This window comes from Alsobacter soli (genome assembly GCF_003004785.1).
In the GTDB taxonomy this organism is placed as follows: domain Bacteria; phylum Pseudomonadota; class Alphaproteobacteria; order Rhizobiales; family Beijerinckiaceae; genus Alsobacter; species Alsobacter soli.
On record NZ_PVZS01000034.1, the window covers coordinates 19278 to 34382 of the forward strand.

Genomic DNA, 15105 nt, shown 5'->3' on the forward strand with positions numbered 1-15105 from the left:
AGAATCAGGCGCGCGCCAGCTCCGCGTCAAGGAACTCGCGCACGGATGACGGCTCGACGCCGCGCGAGATGAAGCTCTGGCCGATGCCGCGCGCCAGGATGAAGGTCAGCGCCCCGCGCTTCACCTTCTTGTCCTGGAACATGGCGTCCAGGATCGCGGCGGCGTCGCCGTCCCAGCCGGGGATGCCGCGGATGCGCGTCGGCAGCCCGACCGTGCGTAGGTGGCCCTCCACGCGCCCGGCGTCCTGCCCGGAGCACAGCCCCAGCGCCGCCGAGAACCGAAACGCGCACACGAGCCCGATCGCCACCGCCTCGCCATGCACGAGCCGGGCGCCGTCATAATGCGTCAGCCGCTCGAAGGCGTGCGCGAAGGTGTGGCCCAGGTTGAGCAGGGCCCGGTCGCCCTGCTCCGTCTCGTCCCGCACGACCACCGCGGCCTTCGCCGCGCAGCTTGTCTGGATGGCGTGGGCCCGCTCCGGCCCGCCGGCGAACACACCCCGGTGGTTCTCCTCCAGCCACGCGAAGAAGGCCGGGTCGTCGATCAGGCCGTATTTCGCCACCTCGGCGTAGCCCGCCCGGAACTCGCGCTCGGGCAGCGTGTCCAGCACGCCCACGTCGGCCAGCACGAGGCTGGGCTGGTGAAAGGCGCCGACCAGGTTCTTGCCGTGCGGCGAGTTGATGCCGGTCTTGCCGCCAACGGACGAGTCCACCTGCGCCAGCAGGCTCGTCGGGATCTGCACGAAGCGCATCCCCCGCCGGACCACCGCCGCCGCGAAGCCCGCGAGGTCGCCGATCACCCCGCCGCCGAGCGCCACGACGACGTCGCCCCGCTCCATGCGCGCCCCGATAATGGCGTCGCACACGGTCTCGAACCAGCGGTAGCACTTGGTCGCCTCTCCGGGCGGGCACACGACCTGCGCGTGCCGGATCCCTGCCGCCTCCAGGCTGCGCTCGAGCGCCGGCAGGTGCGTCCTCGCCAGGTTCTCGTCCGTCACGATCGCGCAGGCCGCGCCCGGCGTCGCCGCTCCGATGAGCTCGCCCGCGCGCTCGATCAGCCCGTGGCCGATCCGGATGTCGTAGGCTCGCTCGCCGAGCGGCACATGCACGATGGCGTCGCTGGCGCTCATGCCCCTTCCCCGTCACTCCCGCCGGCCCCGAATCGCCGGTCCAGCGCCCCGATGATCTCGCTCACCACAACGTCGTGCGGCACGTCCCGGCTATGCACCGTCAGGTCCGACAGCGCGTACACCGGGTAGCGCTCGTCGATCAGCCGACGCAGCGTGCCTTCCGGGTCGGGGTTCTTGAGCAGCGGCCGGTTCGAGCGCTTGCGCACGCGCCGCATCAGCACGTCCGCGTCGGCCTTGAGCCACACGGACAGGCCCTGCTCGGCGATTCGCTGCCGCGTCTCGGCGCTCATGTAGGCGCCTCCGCCCGTGGCCAGCACCTGCGGCCCTTCGGCCAGAAGGCGGGCGATCACGCGGCGCTCGCCGTCGCGGAACTCGGTTTCGCCGCGGCTGGCGAAGATCTCCGGGATCGTCATGCCGGCCGCCTTCTCGATCTCGGTGTCTGCGTCTGCGAACGGAAGGCGCAGCTTGAGCGCCAGGCGCCGCCCAACGGAGCTCTTGCCGGCGCCCATCATGCCGACCAGCACGATGGAGCGACCGCCGAGCCCGGCGCGGATGCGCTCCACCGGATCGTTCTCTTCAAGGGTCTCGGCGACGACGTTCGACACGATGTCCAGCTGGCCGGCGCGGCCACCTCCCGGATGAAAGGCGTCTCCGCCAGCGGCCGCCTGCGCCTCCTCTAGCACGGACCCGATGCGGTTTTCACGCCCCCTTGCGTTCAACCATCGGGCGTGTTCGAAAGGTGGTCCCCTCACGATGAGCCCGCCGTGCCCGTCATCCTCCGTTTCCTGCTGATCTGCGCGATCTTGGCCGGCTGCGTCTATGCCGGCCTTTGGGCCCTCGCGACCCTCTACGAGCCCGAGCAGCGCGAGATCACCGTCACGATCCCCTCGTCCAAACTGCCTCGATGAAGCGCGCCGCGCCGGCTCCCGAACGCGCCCGGATGGGCGCTGCCCCGAGGGCGAAGGCCGGGGCCGCCGCCCAGATCGACGCCTTCCTGGCCATGCTGTCGGCCGAGCGCGGCGCGGCCCTCAACACCATCGAGGCCTACCGCCGCGACCTGGAGGATTACGCCGCCTTCCTGGCCACGGAAGGGCTCGACGTGCTGGACGCCGGCGTGGAGGCGATTCGCGCCTACTTGGCCGACCTGTCGGCCCGCGGCCTCAAGACCTCATCGGCGGCGCGCCGGCTCTCCGCGGTCAAGCAGCTTCACAAGTTCCTCTACGGCGAGGCGATCCGCGCCGACGATCCCACCGTGGCCCTGTCCGGCCCAAAGCGGGGCCGCCCTCTGCCCAAGACGATGACGATCGGCGATGTCGACCGGCTGCTGGCGACCGCGGCCGAAGGCGTCGACGCTGCCGAGCGCCCACTTGGCGAGCGCCTGCGCGCCGCCAGGTTGTCCGCCTTGCTGGAGGCCCTGTATGCCAGCGGTCTGCGCGTCAGCGAGCTTGTCGCCCTACCGGCCAGCGCCGCTCGGGTGCGCGACCAGCTGCTCGTCGTGCGCGGCAAGGGCGGCAAGGAGCGCCTCGTCCCTTTGAACGCCCGCTCCAAGGCCGCCATCGCCCGCTACCTCGCACTGCGGGACGAAAAGGCCGCCGCCGACAAGGCCCTGGGCGCCGGGAGCCCCTGGCTGTTCCCGGCCGACAGCGAATCGGGCCACCTGACCCGCCAGGCCTTCGCCCGCGACCTCAAGGCCTGCGCGGTCGCCGCCGGCCTCTCGGCCGACAAGGTCAGCCCGCACGTCCTCCGCCACGCCTTCGCCAGCCATCTTCTGCACAACGGCGCGGATCTGCGTGTGGTCCAGCAGTTGCTCGGACACGCGGACATCTCGACGACCCAGATCTACACGCATGTGGTGGACGAGCGGCTGAAAAGCCTGGTGCGGGACCTGCATCCGCTCGGGGACGAGTGATCACTTCCCCCGCGAGAGCACCAGCACCGCCTGCTCGCCGAACAGGTTCCACACGCCCCACGGCAGTCCAGCCCGCATGGGGCGACCTCCGGCGTCCAGCGCCACGCCCTTCTCGATCTGCGCCCCGACTTCCCCGCACAGGTCGATGAAATCGCGGATCGTGCAGAAGTGGATGTTGGGCGTCTCGTGCCAGGAGATCGGCAGGTTCTCCGTCACCGGCATGCGGCCGCTGAGCGCCAGCCTGGCCCGGATCTTCCAGTGGCCGAAGTTCGGGAAGGACACGATGGCGCGCCGCCCGATCCGCAGCAGGTGCTCCATGACCACCTTGGGACGGTGCGTCGCCTGGATGGTCTGCGACAGGATCACGTAGTCGAAGCTGTCGTCGGGATAGTCGGCGAGGTCCGTGTCGGCGTCGCCCTGGATCACCGAGAGCCCATGCGCCACGCACTGGTTCACGCCCGCCTGGCTGAGCTCGATGCCGCGCGCGTCTACGTTGCGGCCGTCCTGCAGCATGCGCATCAGCGCGCCGTCGCCGCAGCCCACGTCGAGCACCCGGGAGCCCGGCTCCACCATTTCGGCCACGACCATGAGATCGACGCGCGCCGCGCTCGCGTTGGTCGAGAACTGCGCGTCAGCCACGGGCCGGCTCCGTCAGCCCGCGCGCCCGCGCGGCGGAGTCGATGAAGCCCTTTGTGGTGGCGAAGAGCTCCGGCACGTCCAGCAGGAAGGCGTCGTGCCCCTTGTCTGTCTCGATCTCCACGAAGGACACCGAGGCGCCGGACGCGTTGAGCGCGTGCACCACCGCGCGGGACTCCTGCGTGGTGAACAGCCAGTCGGACGTGAAGGAAACCACGCAGAACCGCGTGCGCGAGCCCCGGAACGCCTGCGCCAGGCGGCCGTCGTAGTCGGCCGCGAGGTCGAAATAGTCCATGGCGCGGGTGAGGTAGAGATAGCTGTTCGCGTCGAACCGCTCCACGAAGGCGCGCCCCTGGTAGCGCAGGTAGCTCTCGATCTCGAAATCGGCGTCGAACGAGAAGGTCGGGGCCGCGCGGTCCTGCAGCTTGCGGCCGAACTTCCGGTGCAGCGCCGGCTCGGACAGGTAGGTGATGTGCGCCGCCATGCGGGCCACCGCCAGGCCCTTCTCGGGCCGGGTGCCTTCGGCGAGGTAGCGCCCGCCCTTCCACTCGGGATCCGCCATGATCGCCTGGCGCCCGACCTCGTGGAACGCGATGTTCTGGGCCGAGTGCTTGGCCGCCGTGGCGATGGGCAGCGCGCAGAACACCCGCTGCGGATAGCTCGCCGCCCATTGCAGCACCTGCATGCCGCCCATGGAGCCGCCGGCCACGCAGAACAGCGTGTCGATGCCGAGCTGGTCGATCAGCATGGCCTGGGCCCGCACCATGTCCCGGATGGTGACCACCGGGAAGTCGAGGGCGTAGGCCGGTCCGCCATCCAGCCGAGAGGCGGGACCCGTCGTCCCCATGCAACTCGACAGCACATTGGAGCAGATGACGAAGAAGCGATCCGTATCGATGGGCTTGCCGGGGCCCACCATGGTTTCCCACCAGCCGCCCTTGCCCGTGACCGGGTTCACGTTCGCGACGTGCTGGTCGCCCGTGAGGGCGTGGCAGATCAGGACGGCGTTGCTCTTGTCGGCGTTGAGCGTCCCGTAGGTCTGATAGGCGATCTGCAGGGGCGCCAGGGCGATGCCGCAGTCGAGGTGCAGCGGCTCGTCCGCGCCGAAACGCGCTACGAGGCTGGACGGATCGTCGGCCTCATGGCGGGGCGTGGGAGACAGGGCGTGGGTTCCGAGGGTCCGGGCCATCGTTCCGCTGGCAGTCCGCTTCGTTCGGAGTACAGAACGTCTCTGGGTACTGTCGCCGCGCGTCTCCCGCAACAAAAATCATGGCTGTGAGGCGCTTGCGGCGATCAGTCCCGCTCCGCGACCTCCCAGACCTGCCCCGGCCGGAGCGGCAGGAAGCGCTCGGGATGGACCCCGTGCTTCTCCAAAGCCTGCCCCAGGGCTTCCGGCGGTCGCTCAATGCCTTCATCGGTCAGTTTGAAAGTGCCCCAGTGGTGGCCCAGCGCCTGCTCGGCCCCGCAGGCCAGCATGGCGCGGACGGCGTCCTCCGGGTTCATGTGCTGGTCGCGCATGAACCAGCGCGGCTCATAGGCGCCGATCGGCAGGATCGCGAGCCGCGGCGGCCCGTGCCGCTCGCGGACGGCGGCGAAATGAGAGCCGTCCCCAAAGCCCGTGTCGCCCACATGGTAGATCGCGCCCGCCGGCGTGCGCAGCACGAAGGCCGCCCACAAGGCCCTCTGCCGGTCGCGCAACCCACGCGCCGACCAGTGGATCGCCTGCTCGGCGTGGACGGAGACCTCCTCCGACAGCGGAGCGGCGTCGCCCCAGTCGAGCGTTCGCGTCGGGACCGGCACGCCCGCCTCGCGCAGGATCGTGTCGTTGCCGAGCGGCGTCACGATCCGGAGGGGGTGGCGCGCCGCAAGCCGCCGCAAGGTGTCGACGTCCAGGTGGTCGTAGTGGTTGTGCGTGAGCAGCACGACGTCGATGGGCGGAAGGTCGTCGAACGCCACCCCCGGCGCGTTCACGCGCTGCGGCCCCGCGAACGAGAAGGGCGAGCAGCGATCTGACCACACGGGATCGGTCAGGATGTTGAGCCCGGCCGTCTGCAGAAGGAAACTGGCGTGGCCGACCAGGGTGACCCGCAGGCCCGCCCCGGGGACCCTGGCGGGCGGCGTGTCGCGAAACGGGCTCGGATACTGCGCCGGCCAGGCCTCCTTGCCGTCGGCGAAACGCCATTTCAGCAGGTCGCCGAAGCCCTTCCCGTTCGGCCCCCCCGGGTTGAAGAACCGCACGCCGTCGAAGTGATCCGAGACGGGGCCCCGGTAGTAGGCGTTGGCGCCGGGCCTTAGCCCGAAAAGGCCGGTCAGCGCGGTCGCCATGGCGTGGAGGGAAAGCGGGCGGGAGGAGGTGCGGTCGGTCATGCGCCCAAGATGGGCCGTTTCGGCGGGCTCGCAAGGGAGGCCTTTCCGCGCGGGCGTTGACAAGCCGCCGGCTTTCTGTTCCTTTTTCGTTCTCATTCGGACCTGGACTGCATGAACGCCGCCCGCCTCTCGCCCGACCTGCCCGCAAGCGCGACAGCCACGGCCGAACCGCGCCACGAGCCGTTGCGGGCCGGGGCAGGATTGGCCCTCGTTCGGCGGTTTCACGCCTGGCGCGGCCGGTCGGGACGCCGCTACGTGGTGTCGGCCTACGAGGCCGGCGCGGCTCCGGACTACGCCGGCGTGGTGGCCCTCGCGGTGCGCCGCACGCCCGATGGCCGCCTCACCATGCTGGGCGCCGTCGCCAGGGATTCGGAAGACGTCTCGCTTGTCGCCAACCCGGCCTTCGCGCGGGCCGACGAGATCCACCTTCACCTGCTGGCCGAAAACGAAGCCGATCGCGCCAAGGTCGTGCGCGACCTCGCCGGGGAGGCGCCGCTCCGCTGACGTTCCGTCATCGCGAGCGCGGCGATGCGATCTGGGGGGCGTGCGCCGCCTCGGGTGGCTTTGCCGTAGACGACTGGCGGGACGGCGGCCTTCTCACACCGCGCTCGTGCCCGGCAGCAGCCGCTCGGACAGCCACGCCAGGGTCGCGTCCCGGATGCCGAGCTCCAGCAGGTGCGAATGCGTGTTGCGCACGTAGTCCGGGTTTGCGCCCGAGATTCCGACGCCCTTTTCGACGATGCGCAGCAGCTCGGGCTCAGGCAGGCGCGGAGCGTACTGGACATGGGCCCGGTTCACCGTATAGGCGACCCCGTCCACCACCCGCCCGTCGATGAGCCGCAGCTGGTGCGTGGTCTCGCGATACACCATCGTCACCTGCTCGCGCTCGCGCAGATAGGCGAGCGTGGCCCCGGCCTTTTCCGCCCCCACCCGGAACGCCACGCCCCGGCAGGAGCCGCCCCGGTCCAGCCCCAGCACGAGCCCCGGTTGCTCGGCCGTCCCCCGGTGCACCACCGAATAGACGCAGAGCGACCGATGGTAGCCGTGCAGCGTCGCCACCACGCGCTCGTCGTAGTCGAAGCCGGGCCGCCACATCAGCGAGCCGTAGCCGAAGACCCACAAATCGCCCGTTTTCGATCCCATGCCCCGCGTCGCCCTCTCGGCCGCTCACGCGTGGGTGTGTTGGCGGAGCGGCGGACAGCAGGTAGAGCATTTCACAGCGATGCGGAAGCAGCGGCGCGGCGAGCCGCGGTCCGGGTCGCGAGGCAGGAGAATGGCATGCAGCAGGTCAGGCGCTGGTCCAGCACGCGGCGCGAGCCGGCGAAGCCGAAGCGACCGTCGCGGCTGCGCATCTTCGCCCCCACCCTGCTGGTGCTGGTCTGCGGCGCGGCGGCGGCGGGATTCTGGAGCTTCGCGTCCTGGCGCACCGGCCAGGCGATCGACGCGTGGCTCGACCGCGAGGCCGCGCTCGGCCGCGAGTGGAGCTGCCCTGACCGCAAGATCGGGGGCTTCCCCTTTCGTATCGAGGTCACCTGCGCCAGGCCGAGCTTCCGCGGTCCCGCCGAAAAACGCCAGGTGACCGGCCAGCTCGCCTCCGCGCACGCGGTCGCGCAGGTCTACAGCCCCAACCACGTGATCGTGGAGGCGGAGGGCCCGCTCGAGGTCCGGGACGAAACCGGCGCCACGGCCCAGGCCGCCTGGGAGCTGCTGCGCGCCAGCGTGGTGGGCCGGCCTGGCGGCGCGCTCGAGCGCGTCTCGGTCGAGGGCAAGGGCCTGACCCTGGTGGCCCAGAGCGAGGTGGGCTCGCTGGAGACAGGAGCCCGCGCGCTGGAGCTCCACCTGCGCCGCACGCCCGACCGGCCGGCGACGGACGGGGCGTTCGACGTCGCCGGCAGGATCAACGGCGCCCGCGTGCCGCCGCTTGACGCCGTCCTGGGCGGCGCGGAGCCCACGGACGCCACCGTGCTGGCCACGATCACCCAGGCCGAGCCGCTCAGCGGCCGCGGGCTCCAGTCGGAGCTGGACCGCTGGCGCCAGGCCGGCGGCAGGCTGCAGCTGACGAGCCTCACCGTCCTGAAAGGCGCCAAGCGCGTCGACGCGGCGGGCAGCCTCGGCCTTGACGACCTGCACCGCGCCCAGGGCCGCGTGGAGGTCACGCTGACCGGCCTGGACGAGTTGCTGCAGTCCATGGGCGTGAGCCCGCGCACCGCCGCCATTGGCGGCCTCATCGCGGGCGTGCTCGGCGGCAAGAAGCCCGCCGACGTCGATCCGCCGCCTGGCGCCGGCAACGCCCTCAAGGGCGTCACCCTGCCGCTGCGCCTCGACGGCGGGAAGGCCTTCCTGGGCCCGATCCCGGTCGCCCGGCTCGCGCCCCTCTACTGAGAGGCGCCGCCGCCCGGCTCAGTGCCGGAAGTGGCGATGCCCGGTGAACACCATGGCGAGGCCCGCCTCGTCGGCGGCCTTGATCACCTCGTCGTCCCGCATGGAGCCGCCCGGCTGGATCACCGCCGTGGCGCCCGCCTCAGCGGCGGCCAGCAGGCCGTCCGCGAACGGGAAGAACGCGTCCGACGCCCCCACCGAGCCTTTCGCGAGCGACTCAGGCAGGCCTGCCGCCTTCGCGGCCTCGGCCGCCTTCCAGGCCGCGATGCGCGACGAGTCCACGCGGCTCATCTGCCCGGCGCCGATCCCCACCGTCGCGCCGTCCTTCACGTACACGATGGCGTTCGACTTCACGTGCTTGGCGACCCGGAAGGCGAAGCGCATGTCGGCGAGCTCCTGCGCGGTGGGCTGGCGCTTGGTGACCACCTTGAGCGCCATGTCGTCCACCACGGCGTTGTCCCGGGCCTGGAGGAGGAAGCCCCCCGCGACCGTCCGCATGGCGAGCCCCTCGGCCCGCGGGTCCGGCAGGCCGCCGGTCACCAGCAGTCGCAGGTTCTTCTTGGCCGCGACGAGCGCGATGGCGTCCTCGTCCGCCTCCGGGGCGATGATCACCTCCGTAAAGATCTCCACGATGGCCCTGGCGGCCTCCGCGTCGAGCCTGCGGTTCAGCGCCACGATGCCCCCGAAGGCCGACACCGGGTCGCAGGCGAGCGCCTTGCGGTAGGCCTCCACCAGCGACCCGCCCTCGGCCACACCGCAGGGGTTGGCGTGCTTGATGATCGCCACAGCCGCCGCGCGCGCCGGGTCGAACTCGGCCACGCACTCGAAGGCGGCATCCGTGTCGTTGATGTTGTTGTAGGACAGCGTCTTGCCCTGCAGCTGGCGCGCCGTGGCGACGCCGGGGCGGTTCTCCGGCGTGCGATAGAAGGCCGCCCACTGGTGCGGGTTCTCGCCATACCGCATGGTCTCGGCGAGCTTCCCGCCGATCGCCCGGTAGGTCGGCGAGGTCTCGCCGAGTTCCTTGGTGAACCAGTTCGAGATCGCCGCGTCATAGGCCGCTGTGCGGGCGTACGCCTTGGCCGCCAGCCGCTTGCGGGTCGCCAGCGTGGTCGCGCCGTTGTTGGCCGCGATCTCGCCGAGCACCAGCGCGTAGTCGTCGGCGTCCACCACAACGGCCACGTCGCCATGGTTCTTGGCCGCGGCCCGGATCATGGCCGGCCCGCCGATGTCGATGTTCTCGACGCAGTCGTCATAGGCCTTGCCGGCCGCAACCGTCGCCTCGAACGGATAGAGGTTCACCACCAGCAGGTCGATCGGCTGGATGCCGTGGGCCAGCATGGCCGCCTCGTGCTCGGGGTTCTCGCGGATCGCGAGAAGGCCCCCGTGGACCTTCGGGTGCAGGGTCTTGACGCGCCCGTCCATCATCTCCGGAAAGCCGGTGAGGTCCGACACGTCCAGCACAGGCAGGCCCGCGTCCGCGATCGCCTTGCTGGTGCCGCCCGTGGATACGAGCTCCACGCCGGCGCCGTGAAGGGCCCGCGCCAGGTCGATCAGACCGGTCTTGTCGGAAACGGAGATGAGGGCGCGGGTCACGCGCCGGAGATCGCTCGCCATGGTGCACCTGGATGTGGAAAGGAGGCCGCCACGGCGGCATTTCGCGGGCGCGATAGCACGATCGGCCCGCGCGGGGAATGCGCCTAAGGCAGTCCCGCGACGCTGATGAACGATTCGACGCGCTTCAGGGCAGAAAAGCCGTGGACCCTTGGCATCAGCCGCGCGGCTCGCGGGTGAAGCTCCAGCGCACGACCGGCTCCGACCTGTAGGCGCCGTGCACGACCAGTTGTTCGCTCCGCCGCGCCCCGTCCGGCGCGGCGAAGAAGATGCTTTCCTCTACGCTGACGGGCATGCCGCCGGCCTCGAACACCCAGGCGCCGCCGCCCGGGGTCGCCAGCCTCACGGAGAGACCGTCGGGCCCTCGGTCGAGATGCACGGTCGGGTGCAGGTGGAACCGAACCGCGAAGTGGTCCGGCCCGGCCTGCGCAGCCGTCTCGGCCGCGATCCGGATGGCGTCCTCGCCGGCGAGGCGGTCGCCGCTCGCAGCCAGCGTGATCCGGCGTGCGTGAATGACGCCGAAAGCCTCCTTGTAGCCGTCGTGCGAGGCCGCCACGCCGATCGACGGCTCGTCCGAGTCACGCTGGTCCTGCCGCTCGACGACGACCTCGCGCGGCCCGGCCAGGATGGGCGAGCCCAGGAAGGCGGGCCCTTCCTGAACGAAGCGGCAGGACGAGGTGTCGTTCACGGTCACCGTCGAGTGCGCCGCCGTGGCGCGCGCCATCTGCCGCCAGGGGTCGCCCCCGGGCGGCGGGGCTCCGCAGTTCACGACGAGGCGGCACGGGCCGTCGGAGAACTCGAAGGACAGGCACCCTGCATGGGCTTTGCCCGAGAACGCCTGTGGGGGCGGAGGGCCGACATCCATGATCACCAGGGAGCCCCGGGCCTGCAGCCGCTGGAACCCCGTATGCGGCGCGTTCTCCGTCGCCTGCGAGCGCGCATCCGTATAAGCCAGCAGCGTCACCAGCGTGTCGAGCGGCGTCACGCTCATGCCGTTGAACAGGGCCAGCGATCCGTCCCCGTGCCGGAACATCCTCAGCATCGGCATCATGCGGTCGATGCCGTTCAGCAGGGCCCGGGGCGGCTCGACGCCCTGGTTGGCGTACACCTGGCGCAGCGGCAGCAGATCCGTGAGCAGGTCCACAAGCACGCGCGGGTTGCGAGCCACATGCCCGCCGTCCGGCAGGATCTGGCGGTCGAGCTCTTCCGCCAGCTGCCGCGACGCGCGCTTCTGGGCGCTGGGGCCCGCGCCCGTGCACAGGGCCACATAGGCCAACGCGATGGCCCCGAGCAGGCGCCGCTCCCCATCCTCCGTCCGCGCCAGCTGCTTCTGCAGCCGCGTCGCCTGGCGCGACAGGGAACGGAGGAACTTGCGGTAGAACTCCCGGTCGGCGCCATCCAGGATCACGGGCGACTGGCTCAGCCATGACATCAGCCGGCGCGCCATCACGCCGGTCTCCCACGCGATCCCGCGTGGCCGCCCGCAGGCGGCGATCCAGTCGTCCACGAGCGCCCGGGCGTTGGCGCGGGCGAGCGCCGACTCAGCCGCGCGCAGGTGGCGCAGCCAGCCGAACCCCATCAGGCCCTCGGCCCAGGCCGTGGACGCCGGCTCCAGCTGGAAGGGCGAGCGCCCGCCCGCCGCCACCACTTTGCCGGCGAAGGCGAAATAGCCGGCGTAGATGTCGTTGGCGACGGTGGGATCGGTCGTGCGCAGGTCCTGCGGCGCCACCACCAGACGCTCGGCTGCGGGCTTGCCGGAGGGCGTCAGAGCCCGCACCGGCGCGAGGAGCGCGCCCAGGCTCCGCCGCAGCCCGAGACGCGCCACGAGCCATGCCAATCGCCAGCGATCCGCGGTGACACGCGTCGTCAAGGCAGGCTCACTCCCAGACTGGCGAAACAACGCCGCCCCTCACCCGATGCTCACCATAAGGCCGCGACGAAGGTCGGCCATGGTGAATCGTTGATGGTTAACGGTAGCGGAGGGGGCAGGGCAACGCCCCTGGAGTTGTTTTCCCGCTCGATTTCAGGGCCTTGCCCGCAATCGGTCCGGCAACGCTCGCGACGATGCGCGCGTTTACCCAACCGTAAGCTTTGAGTCGCCGCTCGCGTCGGGCGCGGCTATGCCTTCGATGCTGATGAGGAGGAAGCAGCATGCACGTGGTCCGAGGCTGCGTCGCGGCCCTTGTCGTCCTTACCGCGGGCGCCGCGCAGGCCGCCGTGGAGCGTGTCCCCTTCGACGGCGGCGTGCAGCGCGGGGCCATCGTGGTCCGCACCGCCGAGCGGAGGCTCTACCTGTCCCTGGGCGACGGCACGGCGCTGCGCTACCCGGTCGCGGTCGGCAAGTTCGGCAAGGCCTGGAGCGGCGTCGCCCGCATTGACGGCAAATATGTCGAGCCCGCCTGGTCTCCGCCCGCCGAAGTGAAGCGCGACAACCCCCACATGCCCAACGTTATCCCTCCAGGCCCCAACAATCCGATGGGGGCCCGCGCCCTGACGCTCTCGGGCGGCGAATACGCCATCCACGGCACGACCCGGAAGATGCGCGCCTCCATCGGGACGGCCGCGTCCTACGGCTGCATCCGCATGTACAACGAGGACGTGATCGACCTGTTCGACCGCGTCGCGGTGGGGACCACCGTCTACGTCACCCACTGACCCTGGCCTTCAACCGCTGACGGCGGGTCCCCGCTCACCATAGAGGTCGGCCCGGCTCGGGGGCAGCCCTGCCGGGCCCTTGGTGCGCTTCGAGACCAGGGTCTGGAAGATCCCGACGGCCGAGCGCTCGAAGGCGAGCGAGCACCCGGCGAGGTAGAGCAGCCACATGCGGGTCTTTTCCGGCCCGACCTCCGCCTCGGCCGCGGCCCGGTTGGCGTTGAGCCGCTCGAACCACAGGCGCGTGGTGCGCGCATAGTGCTCGCGCCAGCCCTCCACGTCGTGGATCTCCAGCTTGGCCCGCTCCATGTTGGCGATCGACATGCCGACATGGTCGAGCTCGCCGCCCGGGAAGATGTAGCGCACCAGCGCCTTGTATTCGGGCCGCATCTTGCGGAACTGCTTGTCGGAGCCCTTCGCGGGTCGGGAAATCGCGTGGTGCAGGTAGAGGCCGCGTGGCCGCAACAGGCGGTTGATGGTGGCGAAATAGGCCGCGTGGTTGTCGATCCCAACATGCTCGAACATGCCGATGGAGGCGATCTTGTCGAACTGCTGGTCCAGCGCCCGGTAGTCCCTCAGTTCGATGGTGACGCGGTCCGAGAGGCCGAGACGGGCGGCCTTCTCGGTCGCGAGCGCGAGCTGCTCCTGCGAGAGCGTCACCCCGGTGGCCTGGACGCCATAGTGCTGGGCCGCATGGCAGACCAGCGCGCCCCAGCCGGAGCCGATGTCCAGGAAGCGGTCCCCGGGCTGGAGCCGCAGCTTCCGGCAGATCATGTCGAGCTTGTCGCGCTGGGCCCGGTCGAGGTCGTCGTGCCACTCCGGCTGGAAGTAGGCGCAGGTGTAGACCATCTCCTCGTCCAGGAAGAGCCGGTAGAAGGCGTTCGACACGTCGTAGTGGTAGGAGATGTTCTCCTTGTTCGTCTCGGCCTTGCCGCTGCGCCGGGAAGCGTCGTCCTCGATGCCGCCGAGCGGCTGGCGCTGGCGCGCCTCCTTCGGGGCGAGCAGGAAGAGGCCCGCCGCGCGCAGGAGCTTCAGCTTCGAGAGCTTGCGGACGAGCCGCCCGGTCTTGCCCTCCGGGCGGGCCTTGGCGAGGTCGAAGATCGTGCCGTTCTCGAGCTCGATCCGTCCCGCGACATGCGCCTCGATCAGGGTGTCGAGCCTGGGCCGCCGCATCAGGCTGGCGAACACGCCCTCGTCGGCGACGGCGATGCGCAGCTTGTCGGCGGGCCAGTCCGCCGGGACCGTGGTCCCGTCCCAGAGCCGGAAGCCGAAGCCCAGCCCGAGCGTCTGATGCGCGTCCGCCAGCGCGGCCCTGAGCGCCGCGAGCCTTTTGCGCGCCTTGTCGTCCATCGATCCAGCCCGTCCTGCCAAAAGCGCCGCCACTCTAGCGGGAACCCGCGCCGGATCAATTCGCGCGGTGGAAAACGAAAACGGCCCGCACGAGGCGGGCCGTTCGCGATGCGCTCGGGAGAGCGGATCAGAAGCGGTAGGTGACGCCGACGCCGACCAGCCACGGGTCGAGGTTGACCTTGGTCCTGACCGGGACGACGCCCGCGACGGTGGCCTTGCCGGAGGTCTCCAGCCAGAGCTTCTTCACGTCGACGTTGATGCCCCAGTGCTTGTCGATCATGTAATCGAAGCCGGCCTGCAGGGCGAAACCGACATTGTCCTTGAGGCTCAGGTGCGTCACCACGCCCTTGGCGTCTTCGTTGTAGAAGAAGGTGTAGTTCACGCCTGCGCCGACATACGGCTTGAACGCGCCGAAATTGGTGAAGTGGTACTGCAGCGTCAGGGTCGGGGGCAGCAGCCAGGCGCGGCCCACGGCGTACTTGGCGCCCGCCGGGCCGAGCACCGCCGCGTTGTCGCGCAGGCTCAGATTATGCGGCGTGGTGCCGAGGACGAGCTCGGCGGCGATGTTCTGAGTGAAGAAGTAGGTGATGTCCAACTCGGGAACGACCGAGTCCGAGACCTGGACTTTCTCGCCCGGGGAGTTCGTGCCCAGCACGTAGAAGTCCTTCGTCGACTCCTGCGGGATCACGCCGAGGGCGCGCACGCGCACCATCCAGGGGCTCAGGGCCTCCTCGACGAACACGGGGGCCTTCTTGGAGGACGGGAGGTCGGCGGCGACGGCCGACAGGGCGGTGCCGGCGAGGAGAGCGGCAGCGAGCGCCACGGAAGCGGTGAATTTCATGTGTTGCACCCCAAAAGTTCCCTGATCCGACTCGCCGCTCGGGGGAAAGCGCCGGGGATCGGTCCTGCTTGTCATGCAGGAGCGGGGTTCCGGACAAGTTGATTTAGCTCAAAGCGTCCAAGCTTGCGGATGGCTGTGATCGGATTGCAACAATCACGCGTGCACGCGTCATGTGCGCCGTGGCGGCGACTCCGATTTGGTCAAGCCAGGAATAATCCGGGCGCAGGAGAGTCG

At 70.4% G+C, this 15105-nt stretch carries 15 protein-coding genes; 5 read left to right on the forward strand and 10 right to left on the reverse strand.

Features of this window, described 5'->3' with window-relative positions:
* Nucleotides 1-4 precede the first annotated feature (4 nt).
* Nucleotides 5-1126, reverse strand: coding sequence for a 3-dehydroquinate synthase (gene aroB / locus SLNSH_RS21395; protein WP_106339791.1), 1122 nt, complete (start codon nucleotides 1124-1126; stop codon nucleotides 5-7).
* The gene (locus tag SLNSH_RS21400; protein ID WP_245422445.1) at nucleotides 1123-1689 is read right to left on the reverse strand and encodes a shikimate kinase; all 567 of its coding nucleotides are present in this window, start codon (nucleotides 1687-1689) and stop codon (nucleotides 1123-1125) included. The genes aroB and SLNSH_RS21400 overlap by 4 nt, the downstream gene beginning before the upstream one ends.
* A gap of 201 nt (nucleotides 1690-1890) precedes the next feature.
* Between SLNSH_RS21400 and SLNSH_RS21405 the strand changes: the two genes are divergently transcribed.
* Together SLNSH_RS21405 and SLNSH_RS21410 are read left to right on the forward strand one after the other, a co-directional pair.
* Nucleotides 1891-2034, forward strand: coding sequence for a histidine kinase (locus SLNSH_RS21405; RefSeq protein ID WP_106339793.1), 144 nt, complete (start codon nucleotides 1891-1893; stop codon nucleotides 2032-2034).
* A gap of 32 nt (nucleotides 2035-2066) precedes the next feature.
* Complete coding sequence (locus tag SLNSH_RS21410; RefSeq protein WP_106339853.1) at nucleotides 2067-3035, forward strand: site-specific tyrosine recombinase XerD; 969 nt, start codon at nucleotides 2067-2069, stop codon at nucleotides 3033-3035.
* On the opposite strand, the gene metW is transcribed toward SLNSH_RS21410, so the two are convergent.
* From metW to SLNSH_RS21425, 3 genes are all read right to left on the reverse strand, one after another.
* Complete coding sequence (gene metW / locus SLNSH_RS21415; protein ID WP_280954491.1) at nucleotides 3036-3674, reverse strand: methionine biosynthesis protein MetW; 639 nt, start codon at nucleotides 3672-3674, stop codon at nucleotides 3036-3038.
* The gene (metX, locus tag SLNSH_RS21420; RefSeq protein WP_106339795.1) at nucleotides 3667-4860 is read right to left on the reverse strand and encodes a homoserine O-acetyltransferase MetX; all 1194 of its coding nucleotides are present in this window, start codon (nucleotides 4858-4860) and stop codon (nucleotides 3667-3669) included. The genes metW and metX overlap by 8 nt, the downstream gene beginning before the upstream one ends.
* Nucleotides 4861-4964: 104 nt before the next feature.
* The gene (locus SLNSH_RS21425) at nucleotides 4965-6038 is read right to left on the reverse strand and encodes an MBL fold metallo-hydrolase (RefSeq protein WP_106339797.1); all 1074 of its coding nucleotides are present in this window, start codon (nucleotides 6036-6038) and stop codon (nucleotides 4965-4967) included.
* A gap of 111 nt (nucleotides 6039-6149) precedes the next feature.
* On the opposite strand from SLNSH_RS21425, the gene SLNSH_RS21430 reads away from it, so the two are divergent.
* Nucleotides 6150-6542 carry a hypothetical protein gene (locus SLNSH_RS21430; RefSeq protein WP_106339799.1) on the forward strand — a complete coding sequence of 131 codons (393 nt, stop codon included), beginning with the start codon at nucleotides 6150-6152 and terminating at the stop codon, nucleotides 6540-6542.
* Nucleotides 6543-6635: 93 nt separating this feature from the next.
* Here SLNSH_RS21430 and SLNSH_RS21435 read toward each other — a convergent pair whose 3' ends face one another.
* Nucleotides 6636-7181 carry a gamma-glutamylcyclotransferase gene (locus SLNSH_RS21435; protein WP_106339857.1) on the reverse strand — a complete coding sequence of 182 codons (546 nt, stop codon included), beginning with the start codon at nucleotides 7179-7181 and terminating at the stop codon, nucleotides 6636-6638.
* Between the two features lie 135 nt (nucleotides 7182-7316).
* Between SLNSH_RS21435 and SLNSH_RS21440 the strand changes: the two genes are divergently transcribed.
* Entirely contained in the window at nucleotides 7317-8420 is a 1104-nt protein-coding gene (locus tag SLNSH_RS21440) for a DUF2125 domain-containing protein (RefSeq protein WP_158266846.1), read from the forward strand.
* An 18-nt stretch (nucleotides 8421-8438) separates the two neighbouring features.
* Here the strand turns inward: SLNSH_RS21440 and purH are convergent, their stop codons facing one another.
* Complete coding sequence (purH, locus tag SLNSH_RS21445; RefSeq protein WP_106339803.1) at nucleotides 8439-10031, reverse strand: bifunctional phosphoribosylaminoimidazolecarboxamide formyltransferase/IMP cyclohydrolase; 1593 nt, start codon at nucleotides 10029-10031, stop codon at nucleotides 8439-8441.
* Nucleotides 10032-10185: 154 nt separating this feature from the next.
* On the reverse strand, nucleotides 10186-11898 hold the full coding sequence (locus SLNSH_RS21450) for a heparinase II/III family protein (protein ID WP_106339805.1): 1713 nt from the start codon (nucleotides 11896-11898) through the stop codon (nucleotides 10186-10188).
* A 281-nt stretch (nucleotides 11899-12179) separates the two neighbouring features.
* Between SLNSH_RS21450 and SLNSH_RS21455 the strand changes: the two genes are divergently transcribed.
* Nucleotides 12180-12683: a L,D-transpeptidase gene (locus SLNSH_RS21455; RefSeq protein WP_106339807.1), complete on the forward strand. Its 504-nt coding sequence runs from the start codon at nucleotides 12180-12182 to the stop codon at nucleotides 12681-12683.
* Between the two features lie 9 nt (nucleotides 12684-12692).
* Here the strand turns inward: SLNSH_RS21455 and SLNSH_RS21460 are convergent, their stop codons facing one another.
* Both SLNSH_RS21460 and SLNSH_RS21465 read right to left on the reverse strand, forming a co-directional pair.
* Entirely contained in the window at nucleotides 12693-14030 is a 1338-nt protein-coding gene (locus tag SLNSH_RS21460) for an SAM-dependent methyltransferase (RefSeq protein WP_106339809.1), read from the reverse strand.
* Between the two features lie 127 nt (nucleotides 14031-14157).
* Entirely contained in the window at nucleotides 14158-14871 is a 714-nt protein-coding gene (locus tag SLNSH_RS21465) for an OmpW/AlkL family protein (RefSeq protein ID WP_106339811.1), read from the reverse strand.
* Nucleotides 14872-15105: the final 234 nt, after the last annotated feature.

What these genes read in the sequence shown, in the direction of transcription:
- aroB (WP_106339791.1), bottom strand. Translation starts at nt 1,126, where the DNA reads ATGAGCGCCAGCGACGCCATCGTGCATGTGCCGCTCGGCGAGCGAGCC.
- SLNSH_RS21410 (WP_106339853.1), top strand. Translation starts at nt 2,067, where the DNA reads ATGGGCGCTGCCCCGAGGGCGAAGGCCGGGGCCGCCGCCCAGATCGAC.
- metX (WP_106339795.1), bottom strand. Translation starts at nt 4,860, where the DNA reads ATGGCCCGGACCCTCGGAACCCACGCCCTGTCTCCCACGCCCCGCCAT.
- SLNSH_RS21425 (WP_106339797.1), bottom strand. Translation starts at nt 6,038, where the DNA reads ATGACCGACCGCACCTCCTCCCGCCCGCTTTCCCTCCACGCCATGGCG.
- SLNSH_RS21430 (WP_106339799.1), top strand. Translation starts at nt 6,150, where the DNA reads ATGAACGCCGCCCGCCTCTCGCCCGACCTGCCCGCAAGCGCGACAGCC.
- SLNSH_RS21435 (WP_106339857.1), bottom strand. Translation starts at nt 7,181, where the DNA reads ATGGGATCGAAAACGGGCGATTTGTGGGTCTTCGGCTACGGCTCGCTG.
- SLNSH_RS21440 (WP_158266846.1), top strand. Translation starts at nt 7,317, where the DNA reads ATGCAGCAGGTCAGGCGCTGGTCCAGCACGCGGCGCGAGCCGGCGAAG.
- purH (WP_106339803.1), bottom strand. Translation starts at nt 10,031, where the DNA reads ATGGCGAGCGATCTCCGGCGCGTGACCCGCGCCCTCATCTCCGTTTCC.
- SLNSH_RS21455 (WP_106339807.1), top strand. Translation starts at nt 12,180, where the DNA reads ATGCACGTGGTCCGAGGCTGCGTCGCGGCCCTTGTCGTCCTTACCGCG.
- SLNSH_RS21460 (WP_106339809.1), bottom strand. Translation starts at nt 14,030, where the DNA reads ATGGACGACAAGGCGCGCAAAAGGCTCGCGGCGCTCAGGGCCGCGCTG.
- SLNSH_RS21465 (WP_106339811.1), bottom strand. Translation starts at nt 14,871, where the DNA reads ATGAAATTCACCGCTTCCGTGGCGCTCGCTGCCGCTCTCCTCGCCGGC.